At 29.9% G+C, this 20,738-nt stretch carries 24 protein-coding genes; 20 read left to right on the top strand and 4 right to left on the bottom strand.

Translation table 11 applies throughout. The features are described 5' to 3' along the window. Positions 1–4: 4 nt before the first annotated feature. Positions 5–616: a cytidylate kinase-like family protein gene (locus tag DW911_RS01495; protein ID WP_118432155.1), complete on the bottom strand. Its 612-nt coding sequence runs from the start codon at positions 614–616 to the stop codon at positions 5–7. 87 nt (positions 617–703) lie between these two features. Here DW911_RS01495 and DW911_RS01490 point away from each other — a divergent pair, with 87 nt between their 5' ends. Beyond that, entirely contained in the window at positions 704–1,984 is a 1,281-nt protein-coding gene (locus DW911_RS01490) for an alpha-amylase family glycosyl hydrolase (protein ID WP_118432153.1), read from the top strand. 31 nt (positions 1,985–2,015) lie between these two features. On the opposite strand, the gene def is transcribed toward DW911_RS01490, so the two are convergent. Beyond that, a complete protein-coding gene (gene def / locus DW911_RS01485; protein ID WP_118432151.1) occupies positions 2,016–2,585 on the bottom strand; it encodes a peptide deformylase in 570 nt (189 codons plus the stop codon). Between the two features lie 54 nt (positions 2,586–2,639). Further along, entirely contained in the window at positions 2,640–2,819 is a 180-nt protein-coding gene (locus tag DW911_RS01480; RefSeq protein WP_118432149.1) for a hypothetical protein, read from the bottom strand. A 120-nt stretch (positions 2,820–2,939) separates the two neighbouring features. On the opposite strand from DW911_RS01480, the gene DW911_RS01475 reads away from it, so the two are divergent. The 19 genes from DW911_RS01475 to DW911_RS01385 all read left to right on the top strand — a co-directional run bounded on the left by DW911_RS01475 (position 2,940) and on the right by DW911_RS01385 (position 19,424). Further along, positions 2,940–3,206 carry a UPF0223 family protein gene (locus tag DW911_RS01475; RefSeq protein WP_118432147.1) on the top strand — a complete coding sequence of 89 codons (267 nt, stop codon included), beginning with the start codon at positions 2,940–2,942 and terminating at the stop codon, positions 3,204–3,206. A gap of 1 nt (position 3,207) precedes the next feature. Beyond that, complete coding sequence (locus tag DW911_RS01470) at positions 3,208–4,434, top strand: FtsW/RodA/SpoVE family cell cycle protein (RefSeq protein WP_118432145.1); 1,227 nt, start codon at positions 3,208–3,210, stop codon at positions 4,432–4,434. Positions 4,435–4,459: 25 nt separating this feature from the next. Then, on the top strand, positions 4,460–4,765 hold the full coding sequence (gene ylbD / locus DW911_RS01465) for a spore coat protein YlbD (RefSeq protein ID WP_118432143.1): 306 nt from the start codon (positions 4,460–4,462) through the stop codon (positions 4,763–4,765). Next, on the top strand, positions 4,752–4,934 hold the full coding sequence (locus DW911_RS01460) for a YlbE-like family protein (RefSeq protein WP_118432141.1): 183 nt from the start codon (positions 4,752–4,754) through the stop codon (positions 4,932–4,934). Before ylbD ends, DW911_RS01460 begins: the two co-directional genes overlap by 14 nt. Next, complete coding sequence (locus DW911_RS01455; protein ID WP_118432139.1) at positions 4,931–5,278, top strand: YlbF family regulator; 348 nt, start codon at positions 4,931–4,933, stop codon at positions 5,276–5,278. Before DW911_RS01460 ends, DW911_RS01455 begins: the two co-directional genes overlap by 4 nt. Further along, positions 5,275–5,826, top strand: coding sequence for a 16S rRNA (guanine(966)-N(2))-methyltransferase RsmD (rsmD, locus tag DW911_RS01450; protein ID WP_118432137.1), 552 nt, complete (start codon positions 5,275–5,277; stop codon positions 5,824–5,826). The genes DW911_RS01455 and rsmD overlap by 4 nt, the downstream gene beginning before the upstream one ends. A gap of 3 nt (positions 5,827–5,829) precedes the next feature. Next, on the top strand, positions 5,830–6,318 hold the full coding sequence (gene coaD / locus DW911_RS01445) for a pantetheine-phosphate adenylyltransferase (RefSeq protein WP_118432135.1): 489 nt from the start codon (positions 5,830–5,832) through the stop codon (positions 6,316–6,318). A 164-nt stretch (positions 6,319–6,482) separates the two neighbouring features. Then, positions 6,483–7,745 carry a dihydroorotase gene (locus tag DW911_RS01440; RefSeq protein ID WP_118432134.1) on the top strand — a complete coding sequence of 421 codons (1,263 nt, stop codon included), beginning with the start codon at positions 6,483–6,485 and terminating at the stop codon, positions 7,743–7,745. Positions 7,746–7,754: 9 nt separating this feature from the next. Then, entirely contained in the window at positions 7,755–8,510 is a 756-nt protein-coding gene (locus DW911_RS01435; protein WP_118607373.1) for a dihydroorotate dehydrogenase electron transfer subunit, read from the top strand. Further along, the gene (locus tag DW911_RS01430; protein ID WP_118432130.1) at positions 8,503–9,420 is read left to right on the top strand and encodes a dihydroorotate dehydrogenase; all 918 of its coding nucleotides are present in this window, start codon (positions 8,503–8,505) and stop codon (positions 9,418–9,420) included. The genes DW911_RS01435 and DW911_RS01430 overlap by 8 nt, the downstream gene beginning before the upstream one ends. 85 nt (positions 9,421–9,505) lie before the next feature. Further along, positions 9,506–11,653: an ATP-dependent helicase gene (locus DW911_RS01425; protein WP_118432128.1), complete on the top strand. Its 2,148-nt coding sequence runs from the start codon at positions 9,506–9,508 to the stop codon at positions 11,651–11,653. A 43-nt stretch (positions 11,654–11,696) separates the two neighbouring features. Then, positions 11,697–12,185 carry a superoxide dismutase family protein gene (locus DW911_RS01420; RefSeq protein ID WP_118607372.1) on the top strand — a complete coding sequence of 163 codons (489 nt, stop codon included), beginning with the start codon at positions 11,697–11,699 and terminating at the stop codon, positions 12,183–12,185. 96 nt (positions 12,186–12,281) lie between these two features. Further along, positions 12,282–14,273 (top strand): NAD-dependent DNA ligase LigA, encoded by a 1,992-nt coding sequence (gene ligA, locus DW911_RS01415; protein ID WP_118607371.1) that lies wholly within the window; start codon positions 12,282–12,284, stop codon positions 14,271–14,273. 38 nt (positions 14,274–14,311) lie between these two features. Further along, positions 14,312–15,382 (top strand): CamS family sex pheromone protein, encoded by a 1,071-nt coding sequence (locus tag DW911_RS01410; protein ID WP_118432122.1) that lies wholly within the window; start codon positions 14,312–14,314, stop codon positions 15,380–15,382. 120 nt (positions 15,383–15,502) lie between these two features. After that, entirely contained in the window at positions 15,503–16,228 is a 726-nt protein-coding gene (locus tag DW911_RS01405) for a hypothetical protein (protein WP_118432120.1), read from the top strand. A gap of 35 nt (positions 16,229–16,263) precedes the next feature. Continuing rightward, a complete protein-coding gene (gene rlmD, locus DW911_RS01400; RefSeq protein WP_118432118.1) occupies positions 16,264–17,616 on the top strand; it encodes a 23S rRNA (uracil(1939)-C(5))-methyltransferase RlmD in 1,353 nt (450 codons plus the stop codon). A 52-nt stretch (positions 17,617–17,668) separates the two neighbouring features. Continuing rightward, on the top strand, positions 17,669–17,992 hold the full coding sequence (locus DW911_RS01395) for a cupin domain-containing protein (protein ID WP_233541829.1): 324 nt from the start codon (positions 17,669–17,671) through the stop codon (positions 17,990–17,992). A gap of 101 nt (positions 17,993–18,093) precedes the next feature. Beyond that, a complete protein-coding gene (locus DW911_RS01390; protein WP_118432114.1) occupies positions 18,094–18,729 on the top strand; it encodes a TVP38/TMEM64 family protein in 636 nt (211 codons plus the stop codon). Continuing rightward, positions 18,729–19,424 (top strand): 16S rRNA pseudouridine(516) synthase, encoded by a 696-nt coding sequence (locus DW911_RS01385; RefSeq protein ID WP_233541828.1) that lies wholly within the window; start codon positions 18,729–18,731, stop codon positions 19,422–19,424. Before DW911_RS01390 ends, DW911_RS01385 begins: the two co-directional genes overlap by 1 nt. 13 nt (positions 19,425–19,437) lie before the next feature. Here the strand turns inward: DW911_RS01385 and DW911_RS01380 are convergent, their stop codons facing one another. Beyond that, complete coding sequence (locus tag DW911_RS01380; protein WP_118432112.1) at positions 19,438–20,625, bottom strand: MFS transporter; 1,188 nt, start codon at positions 20,623–20,625, stop codon at positions 19,438–19,440. Between the last annotated feature and the right edge of the window lie 113 nt (positions 20,626–20,738).

Here is a 20,738-nt window from a genome sequence, read left to right as displayed (position 1 = left end):
ATCGTTAAGATTTCCCTTCTTCTTTACGCCATAAACTACCACTTTGATAAACTTGAACAATCAAATCAGCAATATTATCTAATCCCATATCACTATTAATACATAAATCATAATCTTTTAAATTACCCCAAGTATTTGTTGTATAGTAATTATAATAATTTTTACGATTTTTATCTTTTTTCAATACATATTTTTTAGTATCTTGATGTTGTTCATGATATTCATTTTCTACACGTTGAATACGAGATTCTAAAGGAGCATGAACAAAGATTTTAAGCACTTGAGGATAATCATCTAAGATATAATTAGCACATCCATTAACAATAATACAATCTTCTTGATCTGCTAGATGTTTAATGATTTTAGCTTGTGTAGTATAAACCTGGTCATTAATAGGAAGCAAAGCAGGTGTTGTATTAATAGAATAGGCAAAGCTTGAAGATTTTTTATCAGCTACTTTTCTAATTGTATCAATATCAATACCTAGTTGTTTGGCTGTTTCATCGATTAATTCATTATCATAAAAAGCAATATTTAATTTTTCAGCAACTTTTTTAGCGATGAGTCTTCCTCCTGAACCATATTCTCTTGTAAGAGTAATGATTTTGTGTGTCATAAAAAACACCTCCTGTTTATTATATAATAGCATATTTCATAATATAAATGTCAGTAATTTGTTATAATAGATATAGGAGGTACGTATATGTGGTATCAAGATAGTGTATTTTATCAAATCTATCCTTTAAATATGGTTAATGCACCTCAAGATAATGATGGTCAATGTGTTTCAAGAATAAATCAAATTCAAACATTTATTCCTTATTTAAAGGATTTGGGTATTAAAGCAGTTTATTTTAATCCGGTTTTTTCTAGTGATCATCATGGTTATGATACAAGAGATTATCGCAAAGTTGATGAAAGACTAGGAACAAATGAGGATTTAAAATCATTAATTGAATTATTTCATCAAGCATCTATAAAAGTTGTATTAGATGGTGTTTTTAATCATGTTGGAAGGGGCTTTTTTGCTTTTAAAGATGTTTTACAACATCATAGTCAAAGTCAATATAAAGATTGGTTTTATTTATCTTTTGATGGTGATTCACCTTATCATGATGGCTTTTATTATGAAGGATGGGAAGGACATTATGAATTAGTAAAATTAAATCTAGATAATACAGAAGTGCAAAATTATTTATTAGAATCTGTTGATATGTGGATTAATGAGTTTAATATTGATGGTATACGTTTAGATGTTGCCTACAGTTTACCAAGATGGTTTATGGCTATGTTAAAAGAACGTTGTCGAAATTTAAAATCAGATTTCTTTTTACTAGGAGAAGTATTAGGAGATAATGCAGGTTATATGTTTAGTGAAGCGCATCTAGATAGTATTACTGATTATCCTGGTTTTAAAGGATTATGGTCTTCTTTTAATTCGCTTAATATGTTTGAAATAGCACATACTCTAAAACGTAATTATGGTGAAATGTATAAAGGTCAAAGTTTATTTACTTTTGTTGATAATCATGATGTAACAAGAATTGCTAGTCAATTAACTGACTTAGACAAATTACCACTTATTTTTGGAATGCTTCTTACATTACCAGGAATACCATGTCTTTATTATGGTAGTGAGTGGGGGCAAAAAGGAGTAAAGGGTCAAGGAAGTGATGATGCTTTAAGACCTGCCATCAGTGAACCTTTAGCTAATGAACTGACTGATTATATAAAAAAATTGATTTCTTTAAGAAATCAATATCCAGCTTTGAGTCATGGCAATTATCATGAATTGGTACTTACCAATCGTCAGTTTGTATTTGAAAGAACCACTAGGGAACAAAGAATGATTATTGCTTTAAATATAGATGATCAAAATTACCAATGTCCAGATATTTTTAATGTACAATCATTTGAAACGTTATTAGGTAGTCATGATAGTTGCTTACCACCTAAATCATTGACTATTTGGAAAATTAAATAAAAAAACAGGCTTCAATTTTTGAAGTCTGTTTTTATTCAATGACCATTGCATTTTCAATTGGTACTAATGGATAATCTTTATTAATATGGTCGTAATAAAGAACGCCATCAAAATGATCTAATTCATGCTGTAAACAAATGGCTAAAAAACCACGAGCAACAATAGAAACATTTTGATCAGTTAAAGCATCATAACCTTCAATTGTGACTTTAGCATGACGAGGTACATAACCTTTAACATCTTCGTCTACTGATAAACAAGCTTCACCAGTTTTTAAATAAGATTGTTTTTGAGTATATGAAACAATCTTTGGATTGACTAAGGCATAATCAGTTGATTTTGTAGGTTCTCCGTTTTCATCATAATCTAACACGTGAATAGCACACATTCTTTTAGGAATTCCTAATTGAATAGCAGCAATTCCAACAGCAGGACGTAAATTATATTTTTCAGATAATTCTTCATCTTGACTGGCTACAAGGAATTCATGCATTTCCATTAATAAGTCATGATCCTCTTTACTAAGAGGTAAAGATACCTCTTTTGATATTGTTCTAATTAATTTGTTTTGATCATTTATAATATCTTTCATTAATAACATACTATCACCTCATTACTTGGTCATTATAGCACATTTTGAGGTGATATTAATACATTAAGGATGAATTCTTGAATTTCCACAAATGATTAATAATAAGAATACAACTAAGACAATCGCAAACCAACTGCATCCACTGTTGCATCCAAATGATGATAAAGGCATGGCGCTACCACATGAGGAACATCCACCGCAGCCAAATGGGTTACAGCTAGCAAAGTTACAACCACAGTTCATCTTGATCCCTCCTTCTAGTACATATTATTCTTAAATGGGAGATTTGTTAGGGATAATGTCCTAATTAAGTTTATTTTTTAGTTTATTTAAGATATAATGTTCAAGAAATGGGGTGAAATTATGGATTACAATTATCCATTAGATTATACATGGTCAACAGAAGATATTATTGATGTTATGGCATTATATAACGCTGTTGAACAAGCTTACGAACAAGGAATTAGTAAAGAAGAATTTATGAAAGCTTATCGTCAATTTAAAAATGTCGTTCAAAGCAAAAGCGAAGAAAAACAAATTGATCAACAATTCAAAGAAGTTTCATCTTATTCAATCTATCAAGTATATAAAGCAAGTCTTGAAAATGATTGGATTAAATTAGGAAAATAAAATGAATCAGATTAATAGAAAATTCAGTAATTTTTTTAAGAAAAAAGGAGCAGATAAAACCATTTATGGTGCTGTAAGTGTTTTAATTTGTTTTGGAATTGTCATGATTGGTTCAGCTTCTGTAGGAGCTGTTTCTTCAAAGGGCTTAAACTTTGTCCTTAAAAACATGGGAATGCAGGCTGCATATGCAGTCATTGGAATTATAGCTATGATGATTTTATCAAAAAAATTTGATAATCGTTGGGTTAATCATCGTACGAGTTTACTCGTTTATTGGATAGGTATTGCTTCAATGTGCGTATGCCGCTTGTGGAGAACGAAAGGATCTTATGCTTGGATCCATTTAGGACCGATAACTATTCAACCGGCGGAGTTCATGAAGATTGCCATGATTTTAATTTTATCTTACTTTTTAACAGAAACAGATGCAGCTTTTGTGGTTAAAGGAAAATTTAGAACGAATGAATTAAAAAAACAGTTTTATAAAAAGAAACTTATTGATTGTGTTATTAAACCGATAGGAATGATGTTATTTGTAGCTATTATTGGAATAGGGGTACAGCATGACTTTGGTTCAACTGCGATCTTAGCAGCTATTTGTTTTATTTGTTTTATGGTTACGACGAGACCTTATTATAAAACATATAAAAAGATTATTTGGATTGCAGTTATTGCTTGTATTGTTGTTGGTCTTATAGTGGCAAAGTTCTTTTTGCAAAGCTATCAATTAGCGAGAATTACAACTTGGCTTAATCCATTAGAAAATATTTATGGTGATTCATGGCAATTATTAAATTCAATGATTGCTTTTGCTAATGGTCAACTATTTGGTAGAGGTTTTGGAAATTCTATTCAAAAATATGACTATATATCAGAATCTCATAATGATTTTATTGGTGCTATTATATATGAAGAACTAGGAATCGTAGGTTTAGCGTTTATTATTATTCCTACAGCTATTATTATTTTTAGATTATTAAAATATGCTGATAAAATTCAAGATAATCGTTCACGTATTATTTTAACAGGTGTTGCCTCTTATTTCTTTTTACATTTGTTTGTTAATTTAGGAGGAATTTCTGGAATGATACCAATGACAGGAGTCCCTTTGTTACTCGTTTCATATGGAGGATCATCAACACTGGCTACTTTAATGGGGATTGGAATATGTCAATCCATTATTGCTCGTTATAACAAAGATAAACTGCGCACCGATGCATCTTATTAACATATAATATGATGAGGTGAAAGTTGTGGATAATCTTGAATCATTTAAATCTTTTTTAAAAACAATACCTTCTATTAAAGATGATGTTGTAAGTAAAAAATATACTTGGCAACAGATTTATGAAATTTATACTTTATATGGACCTAAAGATGATTTTTTTAAACCTTATCTTAATCGTCAAAATGATCAATTACATTTTATGGATATTGTCAAGAATATTGATTTCGACGGTTTAGCATCTTCTTTACAGTCTATTGAAAAAGTATTAAATATGGTTAATTCTTTAATGAGTAAAAATGATGCAAAGGATCATTGGTATGACGAAAAATGATGTTTATATGTATTTACGATATCATCCTCAATGGTATATCGTTTTATCAAGATATCCTGAAAGATATCAAGATTTGTTAGAAGAAATGAAACAAAAACAAAATAATGAATTAATTGATAAATTAGATAAGCTATCTTTATTTATTCAAATGATGGAGATGTTAAAATGAATGAAAAAATTGATAATCTTGTTTGTGCTATTAAAGAAGATCAACGTTATATTAATTTTATAGAAGCATCTAAACTTTTAGAACGTGAAGATGTACATCAATTATTAATACAATATCAAACTGTTTTATCAAAATTAAATGAGTTAAAACAGTTTGATCAGTACATAGACAATTCTAAAATTAGAAAAGAATTGAAAGATATTAAAATGCAAATGGCAAGTGATGATATCATTCAAAACTATTATCAATGTTATCATGAGTTAAATGATTTATTAGCGCATGTTACTCATATAGTTTTTAATGGCATTAGTGATTCTTTAGATATGACGGGGATAAATTTATGAGAGTAATCGCAGGAAAATACAAAAGTCGACAATTAAAAGTGCCTAAGACAAATTTAACGAGACCTACGACAGATCGTAATAAGGAAAATATGTTCAATATGATAGGACCTTATTTTAATGGTGGAACAGTATTAGATTTATTTGGTGGTAGCGGTGGTCTTGGTATAGAAGCAATGTCTAGAGGTTGTGATTGTCTTTATACAGTAGATAAACAATATGAGGCTTTTAAAACAATTAAAGAGAATTTTACATTATTAAAATTAGAAAATGCGTATGTTTATAAAATGGATTATCAGCGAGCTTTAAAGCGTTTTAGTGAGGAAAATATTAAATTTGATTTAGTATTTTTAGATCCTCCTTATGGTAAAGGGTTAGTTGACGGCATTTTAAAAACATTAGTAGAAAATCATGAATTGAAAGATGGTGCTTTAATTATGATAGAAGAATTAAAAGAAGTGACTTTTCTGCCTATTAGTGGATTAGAACTCATTAAAAAGCATCAATATGGAATTACAGCTTTAAATATTTATCGTTACAAAGAGGATTAAAAAATGAAAGAAAAAATAGCAGTCTATACGGGTACGTTTGATCCCGTTACGAATGGTCATTTAGATATTATTGAAAGAGCAAGTCGTGTATTTGATAAACTCTATGTTACAATATGTAAAAATCCTAATAAAAAAGGAATGTTTAGTGTAGAGGAAAGAAAAATATTATTGCAAGAAGCAACAAAAGAGTATGACAATGTCATCATTGATGCGACTGATATGTTATCAGTAGAGTATGCTAAAAGTGTAGGAAGTCAAATATTGGTACGTGGTATACGTGCGACTATGGATTTTGAATATGAACTACAGCTTGCGTTTTCTAACCAGCATTTAGATGCTGATGTAGATATGGTCTTTTTTATGACAAGACCTTCACATTCTTTTATTTCATCTTCAGCTATTAAAGAAATGGCAAGTCATCATCGTTCATTAGAAGGGCTTGTTCCACCATGTGTAGAAACAGCAATGAAAGAAAAATTCAAAGATCAATAAAGTTTATATATTGTCTGATATACGAGTATGTGTTATATTAAAAAACAAAGGGAGAGTGATGATGATGGAAACAAAGGTAGCTTTGACAATTCTAAATGATCACTCTTTTTACATTTATTTTTAACATATCAAGTTATTGATATGTTTTTTTATAAGGAGGGTTTATGAAAACAGTTATTCAAAATGGACAAGTATTTTATCAAGGAAAAATTCAATCATTAGATGTAGAAATTACTGATAAAAAAATAAGTGCAGTAGGAAAACATTTAGAAGGTGAACACACCATTGATGCAAAAGGATTACTCGTTATCCCCGGATTAGTTGATTTACATGTTCACTTACGAGAACCAGGATTTGAACATAAAGGAACGATTAAGACAGAAACATTATCAGCTAAACATGGTGGCTATAGTCATATTGTAGCGATGGCTAATACATTACCATGCATGGATAATATGGAAACAATTGCAGATTTTAAACAACGTGTAGCTAAAGATAGTTGTATACATACTTATACTTATAGTGCGATTACTAAAGGATTAAAAGGAAAAGAATTGGTGGATTTTAAGGCTAATCATCAAAGTGATATTGTGATGGGATTTTCAGATGATGGAAAAGGCGTTCAAAGTCAAGACATGATGGAACAAGCTATGAAAGAAGCTAAAAAATATGAAAGTATTATTGTTGCACATTGTGAAGATGAAAGTGAACTTCAACCAGGAGCTTGTATTAATTTAGGTAGAGTTTCTAAAGAAAATCATCTTGTTGGTATTAATAATGCTTCTGAATATAAACAAGCATCTCGAGATTTAAAATTAGTTGAGAAAATTCATAATCGTTATCATATTTGTCATATCTCAACTAAAGAAACAGTTCAAGCATTAAAAGAAGCTAAAGCTAAAGGATTACCAGTAAGCGGTGAAGCTTGCCCTCACCATTTGATTTTAACAGAAGATAATATTAAGAACTTGAATCCTAATTATAAAATGAATCCACCTTTACGTAGTAAAGAAGATTTAAATGCTTTAATTGAAGGAATTAAAGATGGTACTGTATCTTGTATTTCTACAGATCATGCACCTCATGCCTTTGAAGAAAAAAATAAACCAATTGATCAAGCACCATTTGGTATTATTGGAAATCAGCATGCTTTTTCTTTAATGTATACATACTTGATAAAAAAAGGTTTACTAGACTTAGAAACAGTCATTAAAGCGATGACAATTCAACCAGCAAAGGTGATTGGTTTAGATCATGATTTAGCAGTAGGAAAAGATGCTAATATCGCTATCTTTGATTTAAATGCTAAGTACATGATTACTGAAGAATCATTGTATTCTAAAGCAAAAAATACACCATTTTTAAATACAGAATGCTATGGTTTATTAAAATACAGTATTATTGATGGAAAGATAGAAGAAATGTAGGAGGAAATTATGGCTAATTTACAGGGAATGATGAAAATAGAAAGCATTAAAAATATTGCTGATGATGTTTATGAGATGGTTTTAAAAGGTGATGGGGCCAAGTATATTAAACAACCTGGACAATTTATTAATATTAAGATTAATGATAGTTTACAACCTTATTTAAGAAGACCTATGTCTATTAGTGATTATGATGATGAAACAATTGTGATTGTTTTTAAAGTTGTGGGACAAGGAACAGAAATCTTAAAAAATAAAGAAATTGGTGATACTTTAGACTGTTTAATTGGATTAGGTAATGGTTTTACAATTAAAGAAGGAAAAGCCTTACTTATTGGTGGAGGACTAGGAACACCACCATTATATAAATTAGGAAAAGAATTAAAAAAACAAGGTATTGAAGTTACAACAGTCCTTGGATTTAATAGTGCTAAAGATGTTTTCTATCAAGATAAATTCAAAGAATTTGGTGATGTATTTGTAGCGACAATGGATGGATCATTAGGAACAAAAGGAACAGTTGTCGATGTTATTAAAGCAAATAACTTAACTTTTGATCAATATTATACATGTGGACCAGAACCTATGTTAGATGCTTTAGTAATGAATTATCCAGAACATGGGCAATTATCGTTTGAAGCTCGTATGGGATGTGGTTTTGGTGCTTGTATGGGATGTTCATGCAAAGTGAAAACAAAACCTTATAAACGAATCTGTGTAGAAGGACCAATTTTAGTAAGTGAAGAGGTGATTGTAAATGGCTAATTTAAGAGTATCTTTACCAGGATTAGAAATGAAAAATCCAGTTATTCCTGCCAGTGGAACATTTGGATTTGGTTATGAATTTACAAAATTTTATGATATTAACGTATTAGGAAGTATCATGATTAAAGGAACAACTTTAGAACCCCGTTATGGTAATCCTTTACCACGTATTGCTGAAGGACCAAGTGGTTTATTAAATGCTATTGGTTTACAAAACCCTGGGGTTGAAGCTGTTATGAATGAAGAATTAGAAAAATTAAGACCAGTTTATCATGATAAAGTTATCGCTAATATTGGTGGAAGCTCTCCAGATGATTATGTTGAATGTGCACGTCGTCTTTCAACTCATGATATGGTCGGTGCTTTGGAATTGAATATCTCATGTCCTAATGTTCATTGTGGGGGTATTCAATTTGGAACGAATCCAGAGATGGCTGCAGAATTAACTAAAAAAGTGAAAGCAGTGAGTCAAAAACCAGTCTATGTTAAATTATCACCTAATGTTACTGATATTGTCGCTATGGCAAAAGCTGTAGAAGCAGCAGGAGCAGATGGTATTACGATGATTAATACTTTAATTGGTATGCGTTTTAATTTAAAAACTGGAAAACCAATTATTGCCAATGGGACAGGTGGTTATTCAGGACCAGCTATTTTCCCGGTTGCTTTAAGAATGGTTCATCAAGTTTCTAAAGCAGTCAATATACCTGTTATTGGTATGGGTGGTATTAGTTGTGCTAAAGATGTTATTGAAATGATGATTGCTGGGGCTGATGCAGTGGCCATTGGTTGTCAAAACTTAATTGATCCTTATGCTTGTGATAAAATCATTAAAGATTTAAATGATGAGCTTGATGCAATGGGAATTAAAGATATTAATGACATTGTAGGATTGTCTCATCAATATTAAAAAATAAAAAGTTTCTTAGAAATAAGAAACTTTTTCTATCTAAAAATACAATCTTCATATATAATGTAAGGACGGAGGGAAGTCTATGGATTTAAAAAGTGTATTAAATGAAAATCAATATCAAGCAGCAACTTATTTAGATAGTCATCTTCGTATTATTGCTGGTGCTGGATCAGGAAAAACAAGAGTTGTGACTTATCGAATCGCTTATTTGATTGAAAATATTGGTATTGATCCACGTTCTATACTGGCAATTACCTTTACCAATAAAGCTGCAAATGAAATGAAAGAAAGGGTTCAAAAATTAATTGGTGTTCAAGCAACAGGCTCACTTATTTGTACCATTCATTCTTTATGTGTTCGTATTTTAAGAGCGCATATTAATGTCTTAAATTATCCTAGTCATTTTACCATTATGGATGAAGAAGACCAAAAAGCTTTATTAAAAAAGATTTATAATCAACTAGAAATTGACCCTAAAGTTTTTTCAATAAAAAATATGATTAATACAATATCAGGATACAAATGTGCCCGAGTATCACCACAAAGAGCTTTAGAATTAGCTGGTAATTTTGCTGGTGAAACTAAAAAAGCAAAAGTTTATGAAGCATATGAACAATATAAAGAAGATCATTTTTTATTAGATTTTGATGATTTATTATTAAAAACGGTCTATATATTTGATCATTATCCTGAAATATTAGAAAAATGGCAACGTAAATTCCAGTATATTCATGTTGATGAATTTCAAGATGTAGGGGAAATAGAATATCATCTTGTTCATTTGTTAAGCCAAAATGCTAAAGTATGTGTTGTTGGAGATCCTGATCAGACAATCTATAGTTTTAGAGGGGCTGATGTAAACTATATTCTTAATTTTGATAAAGACTTTAAACCTAATCATACTGTTATTCTAGATCAAAATTATCGTTCAACAGGAAATATCTTAAATGTAGCGAATAACTTAATTCGTAAAAATAGAAATCGTTTAGAAAAAGATTTATATACAAATCAAACTGGCGGTGAAGATGTTGTTCATTATGTCGCTAAAAGTGAAGAAGAAGAAGCAAACTGGATTGCTAATAAGATAGAAGATATTATTAATAATGAAGAAGGTGTCAATTATCGTGATTTTGCTATTTTATATCGAGCAAACTATTTATCACGAGTTATTGAACAAGTATTAATTCGTAAAGGAATTGATTATCGTATTTTTGGTGGTTTGAAATTCTTTAGTCGTAAAGAGGTTAAAGATGCTTTAAGCTATCTTCGTTTAGTTAATAGTGATGAAGATTTAGCTTTTGAAAGAATAATAAATGTACCAGCTAGAGGAATTGGTAAAAAGACATTGGAAAACATTCAAAATGTGGCTTTAAATTATTCAATTAGCCTTTATGAAGCTTTAACTTTACATAGTGATGAAATTCGTTTGTCATCTAAAGCTAAAAAGGAAGTTAGAAATTTAGTTGAAGCTATTGAAACAGCGAAACAATCTAAAAAACCATTACATGAAATGTTTGAACAACTGATGATCGATGTTGGTTATTTAGAAATGTTAAAAAGAGATTTAGAAGATAATCGTATTGATAATATTCATGAATTACAACGTTCAATATATGATTTCCAAGTTGCTAATCCAGATACAGCTACTTTAGAAAACTATTTACAAGATATATCATTATATACTGATAACGATGTTGAAGATGAAAGCCAATATGTATCATTAATGTCAATTCATATGGCTAAAGGACTTGAGTTTAATTATGTCTTTGTTTTAGGTTTATCAGAAGGCATTTTTCCAAGTTTTAGAAGTATGTCTGAAAGTGGCGATGAAGGTTTAGAAGAGGAAAGAAGATTAGCGTATGTAGCCTTTACGAGAGCTAAAAAACAATTATTCTTAACCGATAGTGAAGGATTCAGTTTTGTAACGGATTCGCCTAAAATTTCAAGTCGATTTGTAGATGAAATTGGTAATGAAGGTATTGTGCATAGTGGCGCAAGACCACGTTATAAAACAAGTGATTATATACAAACAGGACCTACTAAAGAGGAAATGATAGGTAATAATGAAGTCACGGACTGGCAAGTTGGTGATTTAGTCATGCATGATGTATTTGGTAAAGGTGTTGTTGTTAAAGTCAATAAAACTATTCTAGATATTGCTTTTGAATTACCTGTTGGCTTAAAATCTTTAATGGCTAATCATAAAGCATTAAAACGTTTAACGAATTAATACATAATTTTGATTGCTTAACATAATCTATAATGGTGAGATAATGAAAGTAAAACAATCAAAATTAACAATGATGATGTTAAAAGCAATAGAAAATAATCCACAGGCTTATGCTTTGATAAAAGGAAATAAAATAGAAGGGACAGTCAGTTTCTTTAATATGTTTGATGGGACCTTAATGGTTTATCAAATCAGTGGTTTACCGACAGGTGAAAAAGAGAATCATGCTTTTTTTGGCTTCCATGTCCATGAAGGTAAAACTTGCATTAATGATACTGCTATTCCTTATGAAAAAACATTAGGACACTTTAATCCAACTAAGCAAGATCATCCGTACCATATAGGTGATTTACCACCTATCTTTGCTAGTCATGGTACTGCATGGGCTATGATATTTATTGATAAATTTAGACCATCAGATATAATTGGTCATACTTTAGTTATTCATGAACATGCAGATGATTTTAAAAGTCAGCCTGCAGGAGATTCAGGTATGAAAATAGCTTGTGGTGAAATCAAGAAAATGAACTAAAACATGGAAAATTCCATGTTTTTATTTTAAAGAGTTATATCTTTTCTCTAAGTGGGGATTTTGATATAATAGAAAGGTATATGGAGGAATGAAAAAATGGATGATTTAAAGAAATATGAAGAATTAAAAAAGACAATAGAATATCATAGTGATCGTTATTATAATCAGGATAATCCGGAAATTTCAGATTATGAATACGATATGTTAATGCAAGAATTAAAACAGATTGAGAAGAATCATCCTGATTATGTTACTCCTGATTCACCTACACAACATGTTGGTGGTACAGCAAAAAGGGAAGCGGGTGTATTGATTAGACATCGTGTACCTATGCTATCTTTACAAGATGTTTTTTCTAAAGAAGAAGTAGATGAATTTGTACTTTCAATGCAAGAACAACTTGTAGATCCTACATTTGTAGTAGAATACAAAATTGATGGTCTTTCTATGGCCTTAAGATATGAACAAGGAATACTGACAACAGCTATTACCAGAGGTGATGGCATTATTCAAGGTGAAGATGTAACGGCTAATGCGAGAGTTATTAAAGATGTTGTAAAAAAACTAAAGGAACCGATTGAATATTTAGAAGTCCGTGGTGAAGTTTATATGACAAATCAAGCCTTTGATCAAGTCAATGAAGTACAAGAATTAAATGGGAAAAAACTTTTTGCGAATCCGCGAAACTGTGCTGCAGGAACATTAAGACAATTAGATTCACGGATTACTAAAGAAAGAAATTTATCAATGTTTATTTTTAATATTCAAGATATTCGAGGTAAAGAAATTCTAACTCACAGTCAAGGATATGAGTTTTTAAAACAACAAGGAATGAAAATCATTGATAATTATCGTGTATGTAAAACAAGTGATGAAGTTTGGCAAGCTATTCAAGAAATTGGTGAACAGCGAGATCAACTAGGATATGATATAGATGGGGCTGTTGTGAAGATTGATAATTACGATCAAAGAGCGCAACTAGGAAATACTGCTAAAGTACCACGTTGGGCTATTGCTTTTAAATATCCTCCTGAAGAAAAAGAAACAAAACTACTAGATATAGAATTATCAGTAGGAAGAACGGGAAGGATTACACCAACAGCTATTTTTGAACCTATTCGTTTATGTGGAACAACAGTTTCTAGAGCAACACTTCATAACCAAGACTTTATTAATCAGTTGGATATTCGTATTGGCGATACGATTCTTGTCTATAAATCAGGGGAAATCATTCCTAAAGTAAAACGTGTTGTTAAAGAAAAAAGACCCGAAGGAACAGAACCATTTTTAATTGGTCATACTTGTCCAGTTTGTGGTGCACCTACAGTTCAAGAAGAAGGAACAGTAGATATTAAGTGTTCTAATCCAAGTTGTCCAAGTAAACTCGTAAGAAATGTTGTTAATTTTGTTGGTCGTGATGCTATGGATATTAAAGGGTTTGGTTTGGCTTATGTGGAAACGCTCATTAATCAAGGATATATTCATGATTTAAGTGATATTTATACATTAAAAGATAAACGACAAGAATTGTTGGAACATAAAGTGATTGGTTTACAAAAGAGTACTGATAATTTATTAAATGCGATTGAAAAAAGTAAAGAAAATGATGCTGTTAAATTACTTACGAGTTTAGGTATTTCTAATATAGGTAAATCAGCTGCCAAGTCTTTAATGAAAAAATATCAAACAATGGATGCTTTGATGAATGCATCATTTGCAAGTTTAATTGAAGTTAATGATATCGGTGAAACAAGTGCTAAAGCGATTATTGATTATTTTAAAGATGAAAATAATCAAAAAATGATACAAAAATTTAAAGATTATGGTTTGAAAATGGAAATTGAACAAAGTGAACAATCAAATAAATTAGAGGGTCTTATTTTTGTTGTTACAGGAACATTACCAACTTTATCTAGAAAGGAAGCAACAACGTTGATAGAGGATAATGGTGGTAAAGTAACGGGTTCTGTGTCTAAGAAAACAAATTATTTAGTTGCTGGTGAAAATGCAGGAAGTAAGTTAACGAAAGCACAATCTTTAAATATTACTGTCTTAAATGAAGAACAGCTTAATGAGATGCTAAAATAATAAAGACATGTTATAATGCATTTAAATAGGAGGCTTTTATGAAAAAAATAGTTCTTTTTATACTTTGCTTATTAGTTTTAACAGGATGTACTTCAGCTAAAGATACGGTTGATAAAAATAGCAGTAAAGATACAACATCAACAGATTCATTAGATGATACTTTTTATCCTATTGTTAATTTAGGCGCAAATACAAACCGTGAAACAATATATAGTGATTTTCATGGTACTGATGATTTTCAAACAATTGGTCGTGAATTGCAAGTTCTTTCTACTGAACATTATTCAACGAGTAAATATTATATGTCTGAGGGGTTACAGTTTACAAAGGATGATAAAGATAATTTGTTATTGAGATCAGATGATCCCAAAAAATATCCTTATTCTTTACAACCATCAAAGGGAACAAGTATTGAAAATATAGAAAATCCAATTATGGTTGAAAATATTTATGAACAAGATTATTACACAAAAGGAGCTACTGACTATAAGTTAGAAGGATTATCTGTGGCTATTGTGGTTCATCCTAAAGATAGCTCAGATCATGAATTATCAACACCAATGAGTGATTCAGTTGTTAAAGAATATGCTAGAGGAACGATTGAAAAACTATATAAATATATGCAATCAAAGAAAAAATTAAAAGATTTGCCAGTGTTTATTGCTGTTTATCAAGCAGCCACAAGTAATAATTCTTACAGTGGTAAATATATTTATAGTTCTTATTGTAATGGTTCTGTAGGATCTATTAGTGAGTTAGATTATAATACTTTGGTTTTTACAAGTAGTGATGCTGAAAAAAAAGATGCTGAAACTTCTTCACAATTTGCTATTTTTAAAAATAATTTAAAGAATGCTGCTACTGAAGCAGTGGGAGTTATTGGTTATGGACGTTACCAGGATGGTCATTTAAAATCCATGAAAATACAAATGTCAGTTAATATTAAAACGTACACTGAATTAATCTATTTAGTACAATTGGCTGCTGATGATTTGGATAGTCGTTTTAGTGGCTTTGATATAAGTGTCATTGTCAATGATCAAGATGGTCTTAAAGCAGTGATTATTAAAAAATCAGGTAAGAGTGCAGAAAGTACTTTATTGTATTAATGACAATAATTCAACAAGATTAGCTAAGTAGTCTTGGTATAATGTTATAGTGAAAAGGTATTTCTTAATGTACAAACAGTAAGTTATTTGATAGAATATGAAAGTAAAGAAGGTGAAAAAATGGCCAAACAAAGATTCTCATTTGATGACACTGAGGAATATGATAGAAATGATTTAAATAAAAAATCGGCTGTCAAAAAAGAAGAGTTTGTCTTTGATGATTCATCTCATCAAAAGAAAAAAAGTGTTAAATCAATGAAAAAGAATAATAAAAAGAAAGGTAAAATTAAAAAGTGGCAGATTGTTTTAATTGCACTTATTTCTTTGATTATTGTTTTCCTTATTTATATATTTGTTGCTTCAGGAAATAGTGATGGTCCTGTATATGGAAAGCGTTGTGAAAAATTAGTTTCTATTGATAAGAGTCAATTTAGCCAAGTAGAAAGCAATGTTGTTGCTAATGATAAAGTGGAGCAATTAAAGATTGAAAAGCACTGTCGTACAATAAAAATGACTTTTAAATATACTGAGGGAACAACAGCAAATGATGCTATCAGTGTTGCAACGGACGCATTACATCAATTAGATGATGCTCTAGGAAAAGAAAAAAGTTCTGGTGCTTCTTGGTCCCAAGTATTTAATAAAGCAAATGGTAGAATGCAATATGATGTGGATTTTGTTTTAAAGGGTAGTGGTGATGATTTTCCTGTTTTTGGAACAAAACATGCAGGTGTTGACAATATTTCTTTTACAAGCGCAGCTGTAAAAGATCAAGAAACAACGGATAAAGTATACCAACGTCAAGCTGAAGTAGATGCCGCAAATAAGGCACAACAAGGAAACTAAAAACGAGCATAGCTCGTTTTTTTTGGAGGTGGATTATGAAAAAAAATGATTATTTTATTGGTGAATGTGTGGATATGTCACATGATGGAAAAGGTATTGTAAAATATGAAGGATTTACTTATTTTGTAAATGGAATGATTACTGGAGAAGTTGGAAAAATAAAATGTATTAAAATGCTTAAAAATTATGGGGTAGGGCGTCTTATAGAGATAAATGAGCCTTCTATTTATCGTCAAGCTCCTCGTTGTCATATTTATCAAGGGTGCGGAGGTTGTCATTTAATGCATTTGAATCAAACAGGACAACAGTTATTTAAAACTAAAAGAGTTAAGGATTGTATGGAACGAATTGGTCATAGCTATGTTGAAGTACAAGATTGTTTGATGCAAGATGATCCTTGGTATTATCGTAATAAAGTTCAAGTTCCCGTTGGATATAATCAAAAAGGTGAACTTGTTACAGGATTTTATAAACAAAGGACCAATGATATTATCGCAAACGACCATTGTTTGATTCAAAATAATGACTCTAATAAAATTGTAAAAAGAGTCAAAGAACTTATGATACAATACCAAATTGAACCATATGATAAAGTTAAACATACAGGAAATATAAAACATATCTTGACTAAAAAGGGATTTTATAGCCAAGAAGTGATGCTTGTTTTTATTTCTTATCGTCAGACAATTCCTCATATTCAAGAAATAGTTGACCAGCTAACAAAAGAATTTCAACAAATAAAAACCATCATTCAAAATATTAATCCTCGTCATGATAATGTTATTTTAGGTGATCAGGAGATATATTTGTATGGACCTGGTTATATTTATGATACTTTATTAGGTAATAAGTATAAGATTTCTTTAAAGTCATTTTACCAAATTAATCCAATTCAAGTTGAAGTTCTTTATTCAAAAGCCATAGCTGCAGCAACCTTATCTAAGGAGGATGTGGTTTTAGATGCTTATTGTGGGATTGGAACGATTACTTTATCATTGAGCCAACATGTAAAAAAAGTATATGGTGTGGAGATTGTAGAAGCTGCCATTAAAGATGCTAAAAATAATGCTTTAATTAATCATATTGATAATGTCGAATTTATATGTGATGATGCAGGAAAATATATGATTGATTTAGTTAAACAAGATATTCATTTAGATGTTGTTTTTGTTGATCCTCCTAGAAAAGGTTGTTCAAAGGAATTTTTAGATTACTTAATTAAAGCAAATCCTAAACAAATTATTTATATTTCTTGTGATGTAGCAACTCAAGCCAGAGATATTGCTTATCTTCAAGATTTTGGTTTTCAAGTAACTTATTGTCAACCGGTGGATATGTTTCCTCATACATCTCATATTGAAAATATTGTAAGAATTGAAAAAGCATAATTGTATAAAATAGAGTACATCTATAGTACAATAATAAATGGAGGAAAGATATATGTTAAAAAATATTGATAAAAAAACGGTAGTAACTTTAAAAGAAGAAGTAAGTTATCAAAAAGGTCAAGTTATTTCTAAAACTTTAGCACAAAATAATGCTTTAAGTGTGACTTTATTTTCTTTTGATAAAGGAGAAGAAATAAGCAGTCATAAAAGTGGTGGAGATGCTTTTGTTACTTGTTTAGATGGTGTAGGTGAAATTACTATTGATGATCAAAAATATATATTAAATGAAGGAGAATCAATTGTGATGCCTGCCGGTCATCCACATGCTGTTTATGGTAAAGAACAGTTTAAAATGTTATTAGTAGTTGTATTCTAGGAAATGCTTAAAGTATTTCCTTTTTCTTTAGAAAAAATTAAGGGTTAATAGGACTAAAAATAAAGAATTATAGAGAATAATAAATACATGAGGTGAAATGTATGACGATAAAGAGAAAACGCATGTATTTATTCATTTTAGCGATTATAGTTTGTTGTTTACTGGTTTATAAAATAGATTGGCAGCATCTACTTATCATAGTGAGTCATTATCCTGCAGGGTTAAAAGAAATAACAATGATTTTATTACAAGCACTACAAATAGTGATTGCCTTTTTACCAGGGGAGCCATTAGAACTTTTTTCAGGTTATATGTTTGGTTCATGGTGGGGTACAGTTATATGTTTACTTGGATCACTGCTAGGAACAATCATTGTATATGGTTTAGTAAAAAAATATGGGTATCAAATCATCCGATTCTTTTTTAAAGAAGAAAAAATTAATGAGTTTAAGCAAATATTAGAAAAGAAACGAAATAAGTATTTATTATATGGGCTTTACTGTATTCCAGGTTCGCCTAAAGATATCATGACATATATGATGTGCTTGTTTGATCTTTCTTTATTTAAATGGCTTATTTTTACAACCCTAGCAAGAATACCAAGTATTGTGACTTCAACTTTTTTAGCTGGAACAATAAAAAATCAACAATACGACCTTGCAATCATGATATTCCTTGTTACAATAATTTTAGTTATGATTGCTATGATCTATTATCGAAAGGTGAAAACAAAATAATGAAAGATCTTTATTATATCATGATGTTTAATCATCTAGGTAACGCTAAATATTGTAAAAAACTAATAAAAAATAAACATGTCATGGTTAATGGAAAGACATGTTTAGATAGTCATTATCAAGTTCAATTTGATGATGATATTACAGTTGATTATCAAAAAATAAAAGCACAGCCTTTTACATATATCATGTTAAATAAGCCAAAAGGTTATATTTGCGCTCGCTATGATCAAAAATACCCTTGTGTTAATGATCTTATTGATCAAAAAGATTGTTATTGTTTAGGAAGGCTAGATAAAGATACGACAGGTTTATTAATTATGAGCGATGATCCCACTTTATCAAAAAGATTGTTATTACCGCAAAATCATGTTTCAAAAAAATATTTTGTTACGACTCAATATCCTATGAATCATCAATATATTGAAGCCTTTAAAAAAGGTATTATCATTGATCAAAACACACTTTGTTTACCAAGCCAATTAGAAATCATTGATGATTATCATGGTTATGTTACTTTACAAGAAGGAAAATATCATCAAATAAAAAAGATGTTTTTATCTTGTCAAAATGAAGTTGTTGATTTAAAAAGAATATCATTTGGTCAAATTCAACTTGATCAACAATTAAAAATAGGAACGTATCGGTATTTAACAGAAAATGAAATTAAATTATTAATAAAAAATAGAGAATGAACTTCATTCTCTATTATACTTTTTCAGCTGTAAGACAAACAATGATAGCTCCTACAACAGAAAGAACAACACCAACTAATAAAACTTCATGAACACCAATGGCATCTAATAAAATACCACCAATAAAATTAGCGAAAACACCTGATAAAGTCATAGCTGTTGTTACCATTGATTGACCTTTAACACGATCGGCAACTGCTATTTTTTCATTAACATAATAAACTGATGCAGGAATAAATAAAGCATAAGCAAACATTTGGCAAACTTGACCAATATAGATCATGAGCATATTAGTAGCAAAGAAAGTAATCACATGTTTAACTAAAAACATGATAATTGAAAACTTAATCAAAGTGCCACAATTTATTTTTTTACTTAGTTGATTAAAGTAAGCCATTGTAGGTAATTCTAACATAGCTGCTAAAAAGATTGCATTACCCATATCACTACTATTGCCACCAATATTATTAATAATTTGAATAAAGAAATTATTAATAATTGTATGAGCAAAATAAACAAGAACAAATCCTAAAAGAAAAACAATGAACTTCTTATATTTGGCACAAAATTGACCAAATGATAATTGAGTTGTTGTTTCTTCTTTTTCTTGATGATCATCTTCAACAATTTGATAATTTCCTTTAGGTAAAACAAATACCTTAACAACAAGATAAAGTAAAACAGAAAAGATAATATAAAATAAAGGTAATAATTCAGGGGAATAATCAGCAACAATATGTCCTAGTGCCATTGAAGTAACAGCATAAGCAACAGAACCAAGTCCTCTTGCAAGACCGTAATTAATATGAATACCGTATTTTTCAAATGTAAAGGCAAGAGAATTCATAAGGGGCATAATACTTGACATTAATGCAAATATTGTGACAACTAAAATTAAAATCATCATGCCTGTTACAGGAACTATGTATAAAATAGCAGATAAAGCAATAACAATCATCATGATGATACTTAACATTTGTCTAAGTTCTATTTTTTTATGTTTATCAGCAAAGGATGCTAACATTGGTTGAGCAATAACGGCAATGATATTAGATACAGCCAAAACAATACCGATTGTTGAATTGTTGAATTTTTTGTCTAATAAATAGACGGATGCATATCCCATCATGGCACAAAATGCAGCAAAATAAAATATCTGACTACCAGCATATTTTATGTCTAAAACTTTTTCTTTTTTCATAATCGAACCTCCATTAACTATATCATATCATGTTTGTATGCGCTTAACTATATTTAAAAGTACCATTTTACTTTTATTATGTTCTTTTTTTAGATAAAATATAATAATAGTGG

Source organism: Erysipelatoclostridium sp. AM42-17 (genome assembly GCF_003480255.1).
GTDB lineage: Bacteria > Bacillota_I > Bacilli_A > Erysipelotrichales > Coprobacillaceae > Faecalibacillus.
The sequence above is the reverse complement of the archived record's forward strand: the minus strand, read 5'-3'. Positions and strand labels throughout refer to the sequence as shown.

Bases quoted from the DNA above. Each gene is read 5' to 3' on its own strand.
- DW911_RS01495 (WP_118432155.1), bottom strand. From the start codon at position 616: ATGACACACAAAATCATTACTCTTACAAGAGAATATGGTTCAGGAGGA.
- DW911_RS01490 (WP_118432153.1), top strand. From the start codon at position 704: ATGTGGTATCAAGATAGTGTATTTTATCAAATCTATCCTTTAAATATG.
- def (WP_118432151.1), bottom strand. From the start codon at position 2,585: ATGTTATTAATGAAAGATATTATAAATGATCAAAACAAATTAATTAGA.
- DW911_RS01480 (WP_118432149.1), bottom strand. From the start codon at position 2,819: ATGAACTGTGGTTGTAACTTTGCTAGCTGTAACCCATTTGGCTGCGGT.
- DW911_RS01475 (WP_118432147.1), top strand. From the start codon at position 2,940: ATGGATTACAATTATCCATTAGATTATACATGGTCAACAGAAGATATT.
- DW911_RS01470 (WP_118432145.1), top strand. From the start codon at position 3,208: ATGAATCAGATTAATAGAAAATTCAGTAATTTTTTTAAGAAAAAAGGA.
- DW911_RS01460 (WP_118432141.1), top strand. From the start codon at position 4,752: ATGACGAAAAATGATGTTTATATGTATTTACGATATCATCCTCAATGG.
- DW911_RS01455 (WP_118432139.1), top strand. From the start codon at position 4,931: ATGAATGAAAAAATTGATAATCTTGTTTGTGCTATTAAAGAAGATCAA.
- rsmD (WP_118432137.1), top strand. From the start codon at position 5,275: ATGAGAGTAATCGCAGGAAAATACAAAAGTCGACAATTAAAAGTGCCT.
- coaD (WP_118432135.1), top strand. From the start codon at position 5,830: ATGAAAGAAAAAATAGCAGTCTATACGGGTACGTTTGATCCCGTTACG.
- DW911_RS01440 (WP_118432134.1), top strand. From the start codon at position 6,483: ATGAAAACAGTTATTCAAAATGGACAAGTATTTTATCAAGGAAAAATT.
- DW911_RS01435 (WP_118607373.1), top strand. From the start codon at position 7,755: ATGGCTAATTTACAGGGAATGATGAAAATAGAAAGCATTAAAAATATT.
- DW911_RS01430 (WP_118432130.1), top strand. From the start codon at position 8,503: ATGGCTAATTTAAGAGTATCTTTACCAGGATTAGAAATGAAAAATCCA.
- DW911_RS01425 (WP_118432128.1), top strand. From the start codon at position 9,506: ATGGATTTAAAAAGTGTATTAAATGAAAATCAATATCAAGCAGCAACT.
- DW911_RS01420 (WP_118607372.1), top strand. From the start codon at position 11,697: ATGAAAGTAAAACAATCAAAATTAACAATGATGATGTTAAAAGCAATA.
- ligA (WP_118607371.1), top strand. From the start codon at position 12,282: ATGGATGATTTAAAGAAATATGAAGAATTAAAAAAGACAATAGAATAT.
- DW911_RS01410 (WP_118432122.1), top strand. From the start codon at position 14,312: ATGAAAAAAATAGTTCTTTTTATACTTTGCTTATTAGTTTTAACAGGA.
- DW911_RS01405 (WP_118432120.1), top strand. From the start codon at position 15,503: ATGGCCAAACAAAGATTCTCATTTGATGACACTGAGGAATATGATAGA.
- rlmD (WP_118432118.1), top strand. From the start codon at position 16,264: ATGAAAAAAAATGATTATTTTATTGGTGAATGTGTGGATATGTCACAT.
- DW911_RS01395 (WP_233541829.1), top strand. From the start codon at position 17,669: ATGTTAAAAAATATTGATAAAAAAACGGTAGTAACTTTAAAAGAAGAA.
- DW911_RS01390 (WP_118432114.1), top strand. From the start codon at position 18,094: ATGACGATAAAGAGAAAACGCATGTATTTATTCATTTTAGCGATTATA.
- DW911_RS01385 (WP_233541828.1), top strand. From the start codon at position 18,729: ATGAAAGATCTTTATTATATCATGATGTTTAATCATCTAGGTAACGCT.
- DW911_RS01380 (WP_118432112.1), bottom strand. From the start codon at position 20,625: ATGAAAAAAGAAAAAGTTTTAGACATAAAATATGCTGGTAGTCAGATA.